Annotated in this window: 17 protein-coding genes; 7 read left to right on the top strand and 10 right to left on the bottom strand. The window is 69.2% G+C overall.

All coding sequences use genetic code 11. The features are described 5' to 3' along the window. Positions 1 to 73: 73 nt before the first annotated feature. Genes KIH74_RS33795 through KIH74_RS33815 form a run of 5 tightly spaced genes read right to left on the bottom strand, consistent with a single transcriptional unit; the run spans position 74 to position 4,730 of the window. Positions 74 to 784 (bottom strand): GntR family transcriptional regulator, encoded by a 711-nt coding sequence (locus KIH74_RS33795; protein ID WP_214160508.1) that lies wholly within the window; start codon positions 782 to 784, stop codon positions 74 to 76. Positions 785 to 788: 4 nt separating this feature from the next. Beyond that, the gene (locus KIH74_RS33800; RefSeq protein WP_308114073.1) at positions 789 to 1,637 is read right to left on the bottom strand and encodes an ABC transporter ATP-binding protein; all 849 of its coding nucleotides are present in this window, start codon (positions 1,635 to 1,637) and stop codon (positions 789 to 791) included. After that, positions 1,634 to 2,695 (bottom strand): FecCD family ABC transporter permease, encoded by a 1,062-nt coding sequence (locus KIH74_RS33805; protein WP_214160509.1) that lies wholly within the window; start codon positions 2,693 to 2,695, stop codon positions 1,634 to 1,636. Before KIH74_RS33805 ends, KIH74_RS33800 begins: the two co-directional genes overlap by 4 nt. Further along, positions 2,692 to 3,765, bottom strand: a complete 1,074-nt coding sequence (locus tag KIH74_RS33810; RefSeq protein WP_214160510.1) for a FecCD family ABC transporter permease — start codon at positions 3,763 to 3,765, stop codon at positions 2,692 to 2,694. Before KIH74_RS33810 ends, KIH74_RS33805 begins: the two co-directional genes overlap by 4 nt. After that, a complete protein-coding gene (locus tag KIH74_RS33815; protein ID WP_214160511.1) occupies positions 3,762 to 4,730 on the bottom strand; it encodes an ABC transporter substrate-binding protein in 969 nt (322 codons plus the stop codon). Before KIH74_RS33815 ends, KIH74_RS33810 begins: the two co-directional genes overlap by 4 nt. A 79-nt stretch (positions 4,731 to 4,809) precedes the next feature. Here KIH74_RS33815 and KIH74_RS33820 point away from each other — a divergent pair, with 79 nt between their 5' ends. After that, positions 4,810 to 5,619: a sugar phosphate isomerase/epimerase family protein gene (locus KIH74_RS33820; protein ID WP_214160512.1), complete on the top strand. Its 810-nt coding sequence runs from the start codon at positions 4,810 to 4,812 to the stop codon at positions 5,617 to 5,619. Positions 5,620 to 5,623: 4 nt separating this feature from the next. Here KIH74_RS33820 and KIH74_RS33825 read toward each other — a convergent pair whose 3' ends face one another. Together KIH74_RS33825 and KIH74_RS33830 are read right to left on the bottom strand one after the other, a co-directional pair. Next, positions 5,624 to 6,640 (bottom strand): aldo/keto reductase, encoded by a 1,017-nt coding sequence (locus tag KIH74_RS33825; protein WP_214160513.1) that lies wholly within the window; start codon positions 6,638 to 6,640, stop codon positions 5,624 to 5,626. A gap of 15 nt (positions 6,641 to 6,655) precedes the next feature. Further along, on the bottom strand, positions 6,656 to 7,024 hold the full coding sequence (locus KIH74_RS33830) for a DUF2255 family protein (RefSeq protein WP_214160514.1): 369 nt from the start codon (positions 7,022 to 7,024) through the stop codon (positions 6,656 to 6,658). 213 nt (positions 7,025 to 7,237) lie between these two features. On the opposite strand from KIH74_RS33830, the gene KIH74_RS33835 reads away from it, so the two are divergent. Further along, positions 7,238 to 7,984 carry an NUDIX hydrolase gene (locus KIH74_RS33835; RefSeq protein WP_214160515.1) on the top strand — a complete coding sequence of 249 codons (747 nt, stop codon included), beginning with the start codon at positions 7,238 to 7,240 and terminating at the stop codon, positions 7,982 to 7,984. Between the two features lie 227 nt (positions 7,985 to 8,211). Here KIH74_RS33835 and KIH74_RS33840 read toward each other — a convergent pair whose 3' ends face one another. Next, entirely contained in the window at positions 8,212 to 8,826 is a 615-nt protein-coding gene (locus tag KIH74_RS33840; protein ID WP_372492169.1) for a TetR/AcrR family transcriptional regulator C-terminal domain-containing protein, read from the bottom strand. A gap of 32 nt (positions 8,827 to 8,858) precedes the next feature. On the opposite strand from KIH74_RS33840, the gene KIH74_RS33845 reads away from it, so the two are divergent. Together KIH74_RS33845 and KIH74_RS33850 are read left to right on the top strand one after the other, a co-directional pair. Further along, positions 8,859 to 10,310: an FAD-dependent monooxygenase gene (locus KIH74_RS33845; protein ID WP_214160517.1), complete on the top strand. Its 1,452-nt coding sequence runs from the start codon at positions 8,859 to 8,861 to the stop codon at positions 10,308 to 10,310. Beyond that, positions 10,307 to 10,714, top strand: a complete 408-nt coding sequence (locus KIH74_RS33850) for a RidA family protein (protein WP_214160518.1) — start codon at positions 10,307 to 10,309, stop codon at positions 10,712 to 10,714. Before KIH74_RS33845 ends, KIH74_RS33850 begins: the two co-directional genes overlap by 4 nt. Before the next feature lie 36 nt (positions 10,715 to 10,750). Here KIH74_RS33850 and KIH74_RS33855 read toward each other — a convergent pair whose 3' ends face one another. Further along, positions 10,751 to 10,927 (bottom strand): hypothetical protein, encoded by a 177-nt coding sequence (locus tag KIH74_RS33855; protein ID WP_214160519.1) that lies wholly within the window; start codon positions 10,925 to 10,927, stop codon positions 10,751 to 10,753. A 279-nt stretch (positions 10,928 to 11,206) separates the two neighbouring features. Here KIH74_RS33855 and KIH74_RS33860 point away from each other — a divergent pair, with 279 nt between their 5' ends. The 3 genes from KIH74_RS33860 (at position 11,207) to KIH74_RS33870 (ending at position 13,148) form a co-directional block, all read left to right on the top strand. Beyond that, a complete protein-coding gene (locus KIH74_RS33860; protein ID WP_214160520.1) occupies positions 11,207 to 12,253 on the top strand; it encodes a hypothetical protein in 1,047 nt (348 codons plus the stop codon). A gap of 2 nt (positions 12,254 to 12,255) precedes the next feature. Then, positions 12,256 to 12,558, top strand: coding sequence for a hypothetical protein (locus tag KIH74_RS33865; RefSeq protein WP_214160521.1), 303 nt, complete (start codon positions 12,256 to 12,258; stop codon positions 12,556 to 12,558). Positions 12,559 to 12,842: 284 nt separating this feature from the next. Next, entirely contained in the window at positions 12,843 to 13,148 is a 306-nt protein-coding gene (locus tag KIH74_RS33870) for a hypothetical protein (RefSeq protein ID WP_214160522.1), read from the top strand. 63 nt (positions 13,149 to 13,211) lie between these two features. On the opposite strand, the gene KIH74_RS33875 is transcribed toward KIH74_RS33870, so the two are convergent. Further along, complete coding sequence (locus tag KIH74_RS33875; protein WP_214160523.1) at positions 13,212 to 14,348, bottom strand: GntR family transcriptional regulator; 1,137 nt, start codon at positions 14,346 to 14,348, stop codon at positions 13,212 to 13,214. Positions 14,349 to 14,444: the final 96 nt, after the last annotated feature.

Below are 14,444 nucleotides of genomic sequence, written 5' to 3' on the forward strand. Positions count from 1 at the left end.
AGGTCGTGGACGTCGGGGCACCCGCCTTGGTGGGCAGAATCGTGCCGTTGGGCCGCTTCGCCCTGGTAGGCGGTCAGCCGCCGGCGCCCCGCAGGGACTCCAGCCAGGCCTGGGACTCAGGGGTGGCCGGCGGGTGGGTCTCGGCGTAGGCGAGCACGAAACTCAGGGACGCCGGGTCGGCCAGTTCGGCGAGAACAGCCGCGGTGTCGCCGGATTCGATGATCGTGTAGAGCCGCCGGTGCCGGGCGGCGCGTTCGGTCAGGGTTTCGGACGACGAGCGCGCGGCCCGGTTCAGCTCCATGCACATGCGCAGTTGCAGGGCGATGGCGCGGTAGGCGCCGTCGAGCCGGGAGTGCCCGGCCAGGCCGATGAGGGCGAGGTGGAACCGCGAGGAGTCCTCGGTGGCCAGGTCCTCGCGGCCCTCGGCCGCGTGGCGCTCCCAGACGGTCAGGGCCTCGTGCAGCCGGGCCAGCCGCTCGGGATGCCGGCAGGGCACGCCCAGGTGCACGGCCATGGTCTCGAGAGTGGTGCGCAGCGTGACGATCTCGTACACGTCGTGCAGCGTGAGCACCCGCACCACGGCGCCGCGGCGGGGCACCTGCTCGATCAGCCCTTCCTGGTGCAGGATGCGCAGGGCCTCGCGCAGCGGGGGCCGGCTCACCCCGAGCGTGGCGGTGAGCTGGTTCTCGATCACCCGCTCGCCCTGCGCCAGTTCGCCGCGCAGGATCATGTCGCGCAGCGCCTGCGCGGCGAGGTCGGTCATGCTCGGCGGGTCGCCGATCATGACGTTAGCGCGACGTCCTCGTGCGCTCTCGCTCATCCAGGTCCACTCCAGAAGCCGTGCTGCTCACCGGTGCCCGCCCGTGCGGGAGGACGACGGGACGCCCGGTGCGGGGGTCCGTCACCACGTCGCAGTCGAGGTCGAACACCCCGGCCAGAACCGGGGGCGTGATCACCTCGGCGTGACCGCCGTCCGCGATCACCCTACCGGCACGCATCGCCACCAACCGGTCGGCGTACCGGGCGGCCATGCTGAGGTCGTGCAGCACCATCACCACGGTGGTGCCCGCCTCGGCGTGCAGGGAACGCAGCAGGTCGAGCACCTCGATCTGGTGCACCACGTCGAGGTAGGTGGTGGGCTCGTCGAGCAGCAGCAGGTTCGGCTCCTGGGCCAGGGCCATGGCGATCCAGGCGCGCTGGCGCTGCCCGCCGGACAGCGAGTCCACCTCGCGCGAGGCCAGCTCCAGCAGTCCGCAGCGCTCGAGGGCGGCCAGGCTGATCTCCTCGTCCTTCGCCGACCACTGGTCGTACCAGCGCCGGTGCGGGTCGCGTCCACGGGCCACCAGGTCGAGCACGCTGAGCCCGTCGGGGGCGGTGGGCGACTGGGGCAGCACGCCCATCCGCTGCGCGACCTGCCGGGAGGGCAGCCGGTTGATCGCGGTGCCGTCGAGAGTCACGATGCCGGCATCGGGTTTCAGCAGACGCCCGAGAGTCCGCAGCAGGGTGGACTTCCCGCAGCCGTTGGGGCCGATCACGGCCGTGACGGTGCCGGGGGCGATCTCGATCGCGACGTCGTCCAGGGCGAGGTGACCGTCGTACGAGACGCGCAGTCCCGAGCCGGTGATGGACGAACTCACGACAGCACCCCACGACGGTTGCGGACGATCAGCCAGATCAGGAACGGCGCCCCGACGAAGGCGGTGACGGCGCCGGTCGGGATCTGGATCGGGGCGAAAGCGGTGCGCGCCACCAGATCGGCGCTCACCAGCAGCAGGGCCCCGATGACGGCGGAGGCCGCGAGCGGGGGCCCGGCAGCTCCGGTCGCCAGCCGGGCCAGATGGGGGACGACGAGGGCGACGAAACCGATCGGCCCGGCGACCGCGGTGGTCGCACCGGCCAGGATCACCGCGGTCAGGAGCAGCATCGTCCGGGTGCGGCCGGTCGCCAGCCCCAGGCCGCGGGCCACGTCGACACCCAGGCGCAGGGTGAGCAGGCGCGGTGCGAGCACGGCCAGCGGCAGCGTGACCACGGCCAGGGCGGCGGCCGAGGACCAGACCTCGGGCCAGGAGCGGCCGTTCAGGGTGCCGGTGAGCCAGACGGTGGCACGGGCGGCGTCGTCGATGGTGGCGGCGACCATCAGCCAGCTGACGATGCCGGACAGGAAGGCGGAGACGCCCACCCCGACCAGCAGGGGGCGCAGGCCGTCGGTCCCGGTCGTGCGCAGGACGAGCAGCACCGCCGCGGCGGCGAGGGTGGCCCCGGCCAGCGCGGCGGCCGGGACGCCGATCGAGCGCAGGAGACCGGAGCCGGCCGGGCCGCCGATGACGATGACGGTGACCGCGCCGACGCCGGCGCCGGCGCTGACGCCGAGCAGGTCGGGACTGGCCAGGGCGTTGCGGGCGGTGGCCTGGGTGACGGCGCCGGAGACGCCCAGGGCCGCGCCGACGATCAGGCCGAGCAGTACCCGGGGCAGCCGGATGGTGGTGAGCACCAGCTCTTCCATCGGGTCGCCGCGACCGAGCAGCACGGCCACGACCCGGGCGGGCGGGATGTGGTAGTCGCCGACGCCGGCCGAGATCACCGCCACGGTGAGGGCGGCGAGCGTCGCGAGGGCGATGACGGTCAGGTGCCGTGGTCTCAGGCGGGCGCTCACGCCGAGGAACCGTACGGCGGGTACCCGTGGCCCGGTGCTCATCGTCGTCCTTGGTTGTTGCGTTGGTTCTTGTGGCGCACCACGATCGCGATGAAGGCGGGGGCGCCGAGCACACCCAGCACGACCCCGGCCGGGAGTTCGGCGGGGTGCACGACCAGCCGGCCGATGACGTCCGCGAGCAGCACGAGAACCCCACCGGCGAGCGCGCACTGGGGCAGCAGCCAGCGATGGCCGGGGCCGGTGACGCGACGCATGACGTGCGGTGCGACGAGCCCGACGAAGCCGAGCGACCCGGCGCAGGCGACGGCTCCGCCGGCCAGCAGGGTGACGGCGGCCAGCCCGGTCAGGCGGGTGCGTAAGGGGTTGCGGCCGAGGGATTTCGCGGCGTCGTCGCCGAGCGCGAGGGCGTCGAGGGCGGGTGCGTGGGCGAGGGCCAGGACGATGCCGGCGAGCACGAACGGGCCTGCGACGCGCAGGACTTCGGGGTCGGGGCCGCCGGCGAGGGATCCGACGGTCCAGAACCGGTAGACGTCGAGGGTGGCCGAGTCGAGCAGGAGCAGGACGCCGGTGACGGCGGCGAGCAGGGCGTTGACGGCGGCGCCGGCCAGCACGAGAGCGGCCGGTGAGGCGTCGCGGCGGCGGGCGCCGGCCAGGCCGACGGCGGTGACCAGGACGGTGCCGAGCAGGGCGCCGAGCAGACAGAACCACAGGTAGCCGGCCGGGTCGGTGATGCCGAGCAGGAAGATGGCCAGGACGACCGCGACGGCGGCGCCGGAGGTGACGCCCAGCAGTCCCGGGTCGGCCAGGGGGTTGCGGGTGTGGCCCTGGATGACGGCGCCGGCCACGGCGAGCCCGGCTCCGGCGATCACGGCGGCGAGGGTGCGCGACAGCCGCAGGTCGAGCACGATGGCGCGGGCCTCGGCGGTGCCGGATCCGGTGACGACGCCGAGCAGTTCGGCGGGGGTCAGGCCGCGCGAGCCGACGGCGAGGCCGAGCAGGACGGCCAGCCCCAGGCAGCCGGCCGTGACGGCCAGCGACCTGGTCTGTGCCGGAACGGTTCTGGCCCGGGTGACGGTGGGTGCCGGGGTGGGCACCGTTCCGGCGAGACTCACGAGGCGTAGAGCTGCTCGACCACGTCGAGCACGTGCATGGCAGTGATCGGGCCGCCCTCGAAGCTGAACTTGTCGGTGCGCACGATCCGGTCGTTCTCGACGGCGGGCAGCTGCTGGAACAGCTGGTCGTTCTGCGCGGCCTGCCACTCGTCGGCGGTGTTGACGGCGACGAGCATGGCGTCGGCGTCCTGGTAGGCCTGGAGGGTCTGCTCGGGGCTGAACTCGACCTCGGTGTCCGCGTCGGCGATGGCGTCGGCGAAGGCCTCGGAGGGGGTGGCCCCGATGTCGCGCAGCACCTGGGACTGGAGGCGCTGGGCGCGGATTCCGGTGCCCTCGAGGTTGTAGACGATGGGCGCGATCGTGGTGTCCGCGATCTCGTCGGCGTACTTCTGCTTGATCTGCGCGACCCGGGCGTCGTAATCGGCGATCAGCTGCGCCGCCTTGTCCTGCGTGCCGGTGGCCTCGCCGAGCAGGGTGAGGTCGTCCTGCCAGGTCGAGGTGGTCTGCTCGCCCACGGCGAGAACCGGTGCGACGGCCTCCAGTTCGCTCTGGATGCCCTCGACGTCGGAGGCGCGGCTGACGATCAGGTCGGGGCCGGTGGCGGCGATGGCCTCGAGGTTGATCTCGCCCTCGAGGAAGAGTTCCTTCGCGCCGGAGGCCTGCGTGGCGGCGGCGAGCGGGTTCTCCAGCTCGTAGCCGGCCTCGGGGTCGATCTGCGGGATGCCGGTGAGCGGCAGCCCGAGCGAGAGCACCAGGTCCTGGTCGCGGCGTCCTTCGAGAACCACGACGGAGTCGATGGTCTCGGGCACCTCGACGGTGCCGAGGGTGGTGCTGACCTGGCGGGAGCCCTGCTGGGCGCCGTCGCCGGCGTCACCGTCGTCGCCGTCACCGGAACCGCAGGCGGTGGTCAGCAGGGCGAGTGTGGCGGCGGCGCCCGCCAGGCGCAGCGATGATCTCCGAAGCATGAGGATAGGTTTACCTAACCTTGTCTACAGAAGGCAACATGCTTGGATGGACCTCTTCCGACGACGAGAGAGGTCACCCATGCCACTGCGGATCGCCCTGGCCACCGGCCCCCAGCCACTTGAGGACGCTTTCGGCCGGGTACGCGAACACGGTCTGCGGGAGCTGGAATTCAGCTGCCAGCACCCGGCGAACCGGCCCGCGGCGTTCGACGGGGCCCGCGCGGCGCGGGTGCGCGCGATGCTGGGCGAGCAGGGGTTCGGGGCCGTGCTGCACACCGACTCGGCCGTGAACGTCGCCGAGATCACACCCGGCGTCCGCGAAGCCGTCGTGGCGCACCTGACCGGTTACGTCGATCTCGCCGTGGCGCTGGGCTGCCCGGTGGTGATCGTGCACGCCGGCTACTGGTTCGGCGACGACCGCACGGCACGGGTGGAGCAGGCGGCCCGCACACTGGGGGCCGCCGCGTCGTACGCGGCCGGGCTGGGCGTCACGCTGGCGCTGGAGAACATGAACGAGCTGCCGGCCGAGGCCGAGATCCGCTATCTGGGCTGCACCGCCGAGGAGGTGCTGACGATCCTCGACCTGGCCGCCTCCCCCGCCCTGACCGCCTGCGCCGACCTGGGGCACGCCAACCTGCTGCCGGGTGGGGCCAGCGCGTTCGTCGGGCAGCTGGCCGGGCGGATCGGGCACGTCCAGCTGACCGACAACGACGGGGTGATCGACGACCACCTGGCCCTGGGCACCGGCACGCTGGACACCGCCGCAGCCCTGAACGCCCTGGCCGCAACGGGTTACGAAGGCCAGGTGGCGATCGAGCTGGACAGCCCGCAGGCCCAGGCCCTCAGCGTCGCGCACCTGCGGGAGGTGGCGCCGCGGTTCCTGGGGTGACCGGTCAGCGGCGCCGGGCCTGCGGCGTCAGTTCGTTTGCCCCGTAACTATTGTCGTCGGGGTTCAGGGTGACGCCGGGAGCCACCAGCTCGTCGATCCGGTCCAGCACCGCGGCACTCAGCCGCACGTCGGCACCGGGCAACTGGGACTCCAGCTGTTCCATGGTGCGCGGCCCGATGATCGCGGACGTGACACCCGGATGGTTCAGCACGAACCCGAGGGCCAGCTCGATCATGGTCAGGCCCTCCTTCTCGGCCAGCAGCGCCAGTTCCTCCACCACGTCGAGCTTGCGCTGATTGGCGGGGCTGGACATGTCGAACCGGGCCGGAGGACGCGCCGACGACGTCGGGGCGCCGGGGGCCGCCTTGCGCCAGCGGCCGGTCAGCCAGCCGCCGGACAGCGGGCTGTAGACCAGGGTGCCCATGCCGTGACGCCGCGCGGTGGGCAGCACGTCTTCCTCGATGCCGCGGACCAGGATCGAGTACGGCGGCTGCTCGGTGACGAAACGCTCCAGATTCCGCTCCCGCGAGGCCCATTGAGCCTCGACGATCTGGGAACCGGAGTACGACGACGAGCCGATGTAGCGGACCTTGCCCTGCCGGACCAGGTCGGTGAGGGCACCCAGCGTCTCCTCCACGTCCGTCGTGGCACTGGGCCGGTGCACCTGGTACAGGTCGATGTAGTCGGTGCCGAGCCGGCGCAGCGAGTTCTCCACCTCCCGCACGATCCACTTGCGCGAGCCCCCGGCCTGGTTGGGATCGTCGCCCATCGGCATGAAGAACTTGGTGGCCAGCACGATGTCGTCACGCCGGCCCTGGAGGGCCTTGCCGACGATCTCCTCCGACACTCCGGCGGAGTACACGTCCGCGGTGTCGACGAAGTTGATCCCGGCGTCCAGGGCCCGGTGGATGATCCGGATCGAGTCCTCGTGGTCGTCGTTGCCCCAGGGACCGAACATCATGGTGCCCAGGCACAGGGAGCTGACGGACAGGCCGGTGCGGCCGAGAAGGCGGTATTCCACCAGATTTTCCTTTCTTCAGGCCGGAAGGACTTCCAGGGTCGCCGCTCGCGGCCCCGGCTCCTCGAGATGGTCCACGATCGAGGCGTAGTGCCCGTACTTGGCGCGGTAGGCCGCACCCACCTGCGGCAGGTCCGGTGCGCCGGCCTCGGCGAAGATGACGTCGTGGGTCACGCCGCCGGCCACGATCTGCCCCGCACCCGTCGCCACGGCGCCGCGGAACCAGTCCGCGCCACGGCCTTTGGTGGAACGGACGAAGACCCGGTCCCCGGCCCGGACGATCCAGATGATGCGTGGTCGGCGCAGGGTTCCGTCGGGCCGCCGGGTGACGATCTGTACCTCCTGAGGGGCCGACAGGGCTCGTGCGGTGTCGGGTGTCCAGGCCATGGCGTTTCCTCCGCTTCACGTGTTCCCGCTTGCGCACGACCTTCTGCGCGACGCCGGAGAGCACTGGACCCGACTGTAGGAGGACGGCCGCCGGGCAACCAGGTAATGACATTGCCTGTCAGGACGGGAATCCCCCGATGTTCGGTGGTGGTGTTCGGTGGTGGTCTAGATTGATGGAGATCCGGCAGTCAGAGCGTCCGACGAGGGGGACGAGTGACCCACTCCGCAGCGGACCGGTCGCGGATCCGGTTCTGGCACGCCCACACGGTCACGTTCACCGAAACACCCTCCCCCGTGCTGGAACCCAGGCACGAAATGGCCATGAACATGCTGTGGCAACAATGGACCGCCGACAACCCCTTGGTGTTCGACGGACCGGTGAGCGCCGTGTCCACCGTCTCCGCACCGGGCCCCGACCGGATCGACATTGCCTGGTACCGCAGTACCTACCGGCGGCAGACGCTGCGCCGGGTGCCGGGGGCGACGCCCCTGGTGACGCTGTTCGTGGCCGTGGCCCAGCCGACCCCGGCCGGGCTTCTCCTGGGACGCACCGCCGCGTGGACCGGCACCGGTCACGAGCAATGGGTGCTGCCCGGCGGAACGGTGGAACCACCCGCGCCCGGCCGGCCACTGACCGAGCACCTGCTGCGGGAGCACGCCGCGCGGGAACTGGCGGAGGAGACCGGCATCCACGCCGACCCGGCCCGCCTCACCCGCTGGGCACTCGCACGCAATCCCAACGGCAACGTCGGCTTCTTCTTCCGCGCCGAGCCGATCACGGAACCGGCCGCACGCGAGCGATTCTCGCAGCACGTGTCGGAGCAGGCCCGGCGGGGCGAGGCACCGGAACTGACCAGCGTCCAGTTCGCCGGTAACCCCTACCGGCCAGATACTCTCGAAGGACCGCTCGCGAGCACCCTTCCGGCGCTGCTGGACCGCTACGCCGCCGTTCACGATTGAGGCGTTCCTTACCAGCAGGGACGACGATGAGCCCGGCACCCCGAGTCCTCAAAGTTCCACGCCGGACTCGTTGATCTTCGATTGGCGTGGAAATGACTGCCCTGCCGTTACTTCAGGGACCCTGACGGGTCAAGATCGTGGTCGTGCCCGGCATCCACTCGATCCGTCTCCTGCCACCCTCGGTGCGATGCCTGCCAGCGCACAGCTGTTCGACTCCGGCTGAGCGCTCATCGGCGTAGGTGGCCAAGGATATTGTCCAGTCCGAACTCGAACCGCTCGTCGAAGGCACCGACGTCGAGGTGCGGCAGGGTGCGGCGCAGCATCGGGAAGTCCCCCGTTGCCACGGCGGAGCTGAGGCGGTTCTCCTCGGGGCCAGGTGCCGCCTGTTCCTCCTGGGTGAGCCCGAGCACGAAGTAGATCAGCGTCCACGCGGTCCAGGCCGCGTCCCGGTCGGACAACCCGGCGTGCACGCAGGCGCTGACCAGCGTCTCGGCAAGGCGCAGGGTGTTCGGTTCGGCCGGGTAAGTGCCGACGATCAGTGCGGCGCCATCGCGATGGGCCAGCGCCGCGGCACGCAGCCTGCGGCCGATCTCCCGTACCCGTTGACCGGGGTCTTCCGGAAGCCCGTCGAGGGACACCTCGCCGGTGATCGCGTCGGCCATCAGCTCCAGCATCCGGGCCTTCGTCTTGACGTGCCACAACACCGTGTTCATCCGTACGCCGAGCCGGTCGGCCACCGCGCGGGTGGACAAACCCTCCAGGCCCTCGTCGTCGAGCAGTTGGACGGCAGCGTGCACGACGGCGGATGTGCTGAGCCTCGCACCCTCTTGTCTTTTGGTCACTGACCAAGTTTACTTGCCATCATTCTTGGTCGATGACCAAGAACTCTCTTGGAGGAAAGACCATGAACAACCACGTCGTCATCGCTGGCGCCGGCCCCGTCGGCCTCTGGCTAGCCGCCGAACTGCACCTCGCAGGCGTCCAGGCCACCGTGCTGGAACAGCGCACCGAACGAGACGAACGCTCCCGCGCCCTGACCGTGCACCCACGCACTCTCGAGGTGTTCGCCTCCCGCCAGATCCAGCGGCCGTTCCTGGACGAAGGCGTGCCGCTGCCCGGCGGCCACTTCGGCATCCTGGACTCCCGGCTCGATTTCCGGCGGCTGAACAGCGCCTTCCCGTACACCCTGGCTCTGCCTCAGGCACGTACTGAGGAACTGCTCGAAGCCCACGCGGCCGACGCCGGTGCCCGGATTCTGCGTGGCCATCGGGTCACCGGTTTCACCGAGAACCCTGAATCAGTAACCGTAACCGTCGACGGCCCGGACGGCCGGTACGAACTCGAAGCCGCTTACCTGGTCGGTTGCGACGGCGCCCGCAGCGTCGTCCGAACCGCCGCCGGTATCGACCACCCCGGCACTGAGTCGACCGTGCTCGGCTGGCTCGGCGACGTCGTCCTGGACCGGCCACCCGCGCCCGGCTTCAGCTGCTTCGGCCCGCAGGGCACCCTGATGGTGGTCCCGATGCCCGGCGGAATCCACCGCCTCGTCGGCATCACCCCCGACGACATCACCACCGACTGGCCCGGCGACCTCACCCTGGCCGAGCTGCGCGCCAAGGCAGTCGCGATGGCCGGTGACGACTTCGGCATGCGCGACCCGGCATGGCTGTCCCGCTACGGCAACGCCACTCGGCTCGCCGCCGACTATCGCAGGGGCCGTGTCCTGCTCGCCGGCGACGCTGCCCACCAGCACTTCCCGGCCGGTGGCGTCGGCATGAACGTCGGCATCCAGGACGCCGCCAACCTCGGCTGGAAACTCGCGGCCACCCTGCACGGCTGGGCCCCCACCGGGCTGCTCGACACGTACCACGCCGAACGGCACCCGGTCGGCGTCAGTCTCACCGAAACCAGCCGCGCCCAGGTCGCCCTGATGACCGCGTTCGCCCCGCACGGGCTGAGCCTGCGTGGCTTGCTCAGCGAGCTGATCTCGACCTTGCCGCAGCTCAACGACCAGCTCGCGAACCGGGTCAGCGCCCTTGACGTGGCCTACCCGACCGCCGATACCGACGCCCATCCACTGGTCGGAACCCGCGTCGCTGCCCCGGAGTTGCTGGCGCTCTCCCGCGCCGACGCGTACCTGATGGTCGATCTCACCTCCGGGGCCGAACTGTCCGCCCTGGCCAATCCGCACCTGCAAGTCCACCGTCACAGGTCCGGTGCCTTCGGCGACGCCACCGCCATCCTGATCCGTCCCGACGGCCACATCGCCTGGGCAACCGGCGAGGCCGACGCAATCACCCAATTCACGAAGAAGTTCGCGGCATGACCGTCACTCGCCTCAACCCGCCCGGCATGCATGCCTCGCCCGGACTGATCAGCCAGGTCGTCACCGTCACCGACCAGACTCTGATTCACCTCTCCGGTCAAGTTGCCTGGGACGAGAACGGCGCACCGGTCGCTTCCGGCGACCACACCGGACAGGCCGCGCAGATCGCCCGCAACATCGACATCGCCCTGGCCGCGGCCGGCGCCACCCGCGCAGACCTCGTCAAAGAGACCATCTACGTCGTCGGATACACCCCTGACCTGCTGCTACCCATCCTCGATGCGCTACGCGACGGCCATCAACCACCACCGGCCAGCACCGTGATCGGTGTGGACGCCCTGTTCGCCCCCGCCTTCCTGATCGAAGTCGACGTCGTCGCCGCCGTCACTCGGCCGGCACCCTGAGCCGCCCAGAGACGGACGTCACCGCTTCGCCCCGGCTCAGCGCAGAAGCACCATGCCCCGCGCTTCATTGTGGGCGTACCCGACGATTTGCGCGTCGCGGGAGCCGCCCTCGTGGCGATGTCTCACGAGCACGATCGGATCAACGCCGAGATCGCGCACCTGGTTGCGAGCCGGGATGCACTCGCCAAGTTGATCAGGATCAATGGTCAGCACCGGGCGAGGCTGTCCGCTTCCGCCGCATCCCAGACGCAGCACCGGCTGGACATGGAGGGGTTTCTTCGCGTCTCGCACCCAGGATCAGGCACCCTCGTATCCCCAGGCGTGCTCTATCTGGGATTACAGAGTCTGTTGGGACTCGTTCTGCATCTGCTGGATCACGCTGCATTTGCACAGGCCAGCAAGCCGAGGAAGCCGTGGGGAAGATCTTGGCCAGCATCATCAGGCGATGCCTGATGTCTTGTTCTGGCCGCTTGATACCGATAGTCATGGACGGTGACGAACCGGGTACAGGAGATCCAAGGATCCCTGACCGCGCTCGCCACGGCCCTGCGCCAACATGATCAGCAAGTCACAGGCTCAGCCACCACCGCCCAGGAGCGGGCACTCAGCAGCTGGGAGCACGGCTGGGACAACGTGGCCCAGGGATACGAGAGCGCTGCTGAACATCTCACCGAGATCGCCGGCGCTCTCTCGGAGGTATGCGACCGGGCTGAGCGTTGCGCGCAGATCCTTCAGCCGCTTCACGACGAGCACGGATTCACGGGCGTCGCCGAACGACTCGGCATAGCGATCGACGAGATCGACACAGGCCTGGAAGGCCTCCTCCGTCAACTCGACGAAGCCCGCAGCACCCTGGCCGCCACCGGCGAGAAATACCTGACCGGGGTCCTTCAGGATGTGATCGAGAAGGTTCAGGAATCGAGCGAGGCACTCGCCGCTGTTCAGAAGGAAATCGCCGAAGAACAGGCATCCGCCAGGCCAGGAGAATCGGCCGGAGATACGCCCGCAGGCGACTCGACCGGCGGCTTGGCCGCCATCCGGACACGTATCGCGGAACTGCGACGCCAAGGCCACGCGCCACAACGCCACGGCGCCCAGATCACCGATCAACAACTCACCGACCGGGCGCTCTGGGGCAAGGACCCGATGACCGGAACCACGACGGACGGCGTTCACGGAGGGCCTCACCAATACAGCCGGAACGCCACCAAGTTCACCGCCGACGAAGCCCTCGTCCAGGCCGAGAGACACGTCCGCTCGACCCGCGAGTACCGAAACAGGGAAGTCGAGTGCCAAACCACCGGGCGGCGTACATTCGTCGTCCGGGTCTCGCTGTCCGACGTATTCGGCCCCAACTACCTGGCCCGAGTACGGGGGATCCGGCGTGCAGGATCACAGCGGAACCCGACCGGCATACCCCCAGGAAGTGCCTCACCGGAACTCTCGGATTTTCACGAGGGCTTTGTCCATGCCGTCTTCCGACGGACCAGCGACGGCCAATACCATCTCACTACCATGTACCCGGATCCCAAGGACTGATTGTGACCACGGACCCCGATATCAAAGTTTTCCTCGACTTCTCTGCGGGCGCAATGAACGTCAACGGACTCGTCCAGAACTGGGAAACAGAGTTCGTCGAAGAAATAGAGAACCTGAAGGTTGAATCCCTGAGAACAAGCTTTCGCAGAGGCTTCGCCAAAGGCCTGAGCGGCCAAATATCAATCCGCGAGTACGAGCGCGAAACTGGCTGGTCATTCGACACTCCTGAAGATCTGAACGATCATCTCAGTGCCCTTTGGACGAGATTTTATGGAGATGCAGATCCTGAGGAAAACGTCAGGTAGGAGCGTCGCGAGGCACCCGATTCAGTCCAAGATCATGGACCTGGCCGATTCGGTCAGACCCTGACTCGCGCCGTCCGGGACTGAACTGATGTCATCCTGGTGAATCACCCTGCGAGGATGATAGTTTGGATGGCATTGACGAGACTTGTTGCGCCGTGAGGGCTGGAGCGGATCTTGCGACAACATCCAACTTCGAGAATGGCTCGCTGTTCGCGGTCTTCATAAGAACCAACGACGGTAGCTACAATCTTAAGACCGCATGTCCAGACCCTGAGGACTGAACGATGATCCAAGAAGACCCGGACATCGAAATATTCCTTGAATATTCAGCCGGAATGATGCATATTGAAGCGCTCCGAGCGAACTGGGAACAAGACTTTGTTGACGCAGTGGCCAATCTGCGGGTCGAATGGATCAAGGAAGGCTTCCGTCGCGGTTTCGCCAAGAGTCTGGCCGGCCAGCTCGCATCTCGCGTGTATGAACGCGAGACCGGGTGGGATTTCGACACTACCGAGGAATTCCACGAGCATCTCATGGGGCTCTGGACCAAATTCTACGGCGACGCGGACCCCGCCGAAAGCCTCAACTGATCACCCAGAAAAGGGGCTGTCCGAGGAACGGTGGGCCCGCAGAGGACAACGCTTCGCCAGCCATCACGTCCCCCGGGGCGAGACCAGCGACAGCGTCCGCTGCCCCTTCCCGGCCGTTTTCAGCCCGGCCTTCAGCACGACGTGCCGCCTCGGCCCGGCCGACCCGCTCAGCCTCTCGTGCACCAGCTGCGCGGCGGCCACCCCCATCGCCCGGGCGGGCAGCTGCGCCACGACCGCGGCCAGCGGTGAAAGTCCTTCGGGGCCACCGTCGTCCATGCTGGCCAGCTCGACCTGCCCGGGCACCTCCAGACCGGGGCCGAGGAGATCACCGATCAGCACGCTCATCGTGGCGGCGTTGCAGCAGATCACGGCGCTCAGGCCGGCCGGCTCGGCGAACAGCCGCCGCAGGCGCTCCAGGCGCGCGGGCCGGGGCATGTCGTAGTAGCTCTCCAGCACCGAACGCCCCGGCAGCTCGGGCAGACCGGCCTCACGTAACGCGCGGAAGTAGCCACTGCGACGATCCCGGACGCTGGTGGTGTCCCGCTCGCTCCAGAGCAGGGCCGGGGCCCGGTGGCCCCGGGCGACGACGGCCGCGGTGACGTCGTGGCCGATGGCCAGGTCGTCGAAAACCACGGCGTCCGTGGCGACCTCGGGGTAGTAACGGTCCACCAGCACCACGGCGACGCCGCGGGCCTCCAGATCCGCGACCACCTGACCCGCGCGCGAGCCGTCCCAGGGATACAGGACGACGGCACGGACACCCGACCCGGCGACGTCCACCAGCGTCCTCTGCTCGTGATTTTGGTCGAGAGTGTTCGCGACCAGGAGCCGGTGCCCCAGACGTGCCGCCTCGGAGGCCAGGCCGCGCTGGAGGATGTGCTTGTGCCCGTCGCTGTCCGGGCTGACATAGGCGATGGTCGTGGGTTCGGCCCCTCCCCCGGGCATGTCCGGCAGCAGAGGGACGACAAAGGTGCCCTGCCCGCGCCGGCGCACCACCACCCCCTCGGTGGCCAGTTCGCTGAGGGCCCGGACGGCCGTCGTGCTGGACACCCCGAACCGTTCGACGATTTCGCGCTGGGTGACGAACGGGGCGTCCGGGTCGTACTCGCCACGGGCGATCGACTGCCGCAACGAGTCCTTCACCCAGCGGAAAAGGCTGACGCCGGGCGGGGGCCCGGGCGGTCGCGACGCCGATGTCATGGTCTCCCCCTCCGCAGCAGCCGAGCCGCCACTGCTTGACGCATTAAACCGTACTAAATACCTTCAAATCAGTGCATAAAACTCGTCGAGGAGGGC

It is taken from the genome of Kineosporia corallincola, from assembly GCF_018499875.1.
In the GTDB taxonomy this organism is placed as follows: domain Bacteria; phylum Actinomycetota; class Actinomycetes; order Actinomycetales; family Kineosporiaceae; genus Kineosporia; species Kineosporia corallincola.